Annotated in this window: 6 tRNA genes; all 6 read right to left on the minus strand. The window is 43.7% G+C overall.

What is annotated here, in order from left to right:
• Positions 1-13: 13 nt before the first annotated feature.
• The 6 genes from CZ809_RS20890 to CZ809_RS20915 all read right to left on the minus strand — a co-directional run bounded on the left by CZ809_RS20890 (position 14) and on the right by CZ809_RS20915 (position 712).
• Positions 14-89, minus strand: a tRNA-Thr gene (locus tag CZ809_RS20890).
• Positions 90-138: 49 nt separating this feature from the next.
• Positions 139-214, minus strand: a tRNA-Asn gene (locus CZ809_RS20895).
• 46 nt (positions 215-260) lie between these two features.
• Positions 261-336, minus strand: a tRNA-Phe gene (locus CZ809_RS20900).
• A 55-nt stretch (positions 337-391) separates the two neighbouring features.
• Positions 392-467, minus strand: a tRNA-Thr gene (locus CZ809_RS20905).
• 48 nt (positions 468-515) lie between these two features.
• A tRNA-Asn gene (locus CZ809_RS20910) sits at positions 516-591 on the minus strand.
• A 45-nt stretch (positions 592-636) separates the two neighbouring features.
• A tRNA-Phe gene (locus CZ809_RS20915) sits at positions 637-712 on the minus strand.
• Between the last annotated feature and the right edge of the window lie 5 nt (positions 713-717).

Here is a 717-nt window from a genome sequence, read left to right on the forward strand (position 1 = left end):
GTAAGAGAATAAATGGTGCCGACTACCGGAGTCGAACTGGTGACCTACTGATTACAAGTCAGTTGCTCTACCTACTGAGCTAAGTCGGCACATTAATTCTTTTATATTCCTTTACTCTATTGAGTGAAGAAATAAATTTGGCTCCCTCTACTGGACTTGAACCAGTGACATACGGATTAACAGTCCGGCGTTCTACCAACTGAACTAAGAGGGAATTAACTTTTACTATTCAACACGACGAATCGTATCAAATTTTAATATGGTGCCTCGAGGCGGAATCGAACCACCGACACGAGGATTTTCAATCCTCTGCTCTACCGACTGAGCTATCAAGGCAAACACAGCAATATAATTGCTATTGTTGCATTTCTTACCGAAGTAAGAGAATAAATGGTGCCGACTACCGGAGTCGAACTGGTGACCTACTGATTACAAGTCAGTTGCTCTACCTACTGAGCTAAGTCGGCACATTAATTCTGTAATCTCTCCGCTCTATTGAGCCAAGAAATAAATAGTGGCTCCCTCTACTGGACTTGAACCAGTGACATACGGATTAACAGTCCGGCGTTCTACCAACTGAACTAAGAGGGAACAGATTTTATCGTTGCTTAACACCAAACTTCAAAAGAGAAGAAATGGTGCCTCGAGGCGGAATCGAACCACCGACACGAGGATTTTCAATCCTCTGCTCTACCGACTGAGCTATCAAGGCAACGG

It is taken from the genome of Photobacterium piscicola (assembly GCF_900166965.1).
GTDB classification, from domain to species: Bacteria; Pseudomonadota; Gammaproteobacteria; order Enterobacterales; family Vibrionaceae; genus Photobacterium; species Photobacterium piscicola.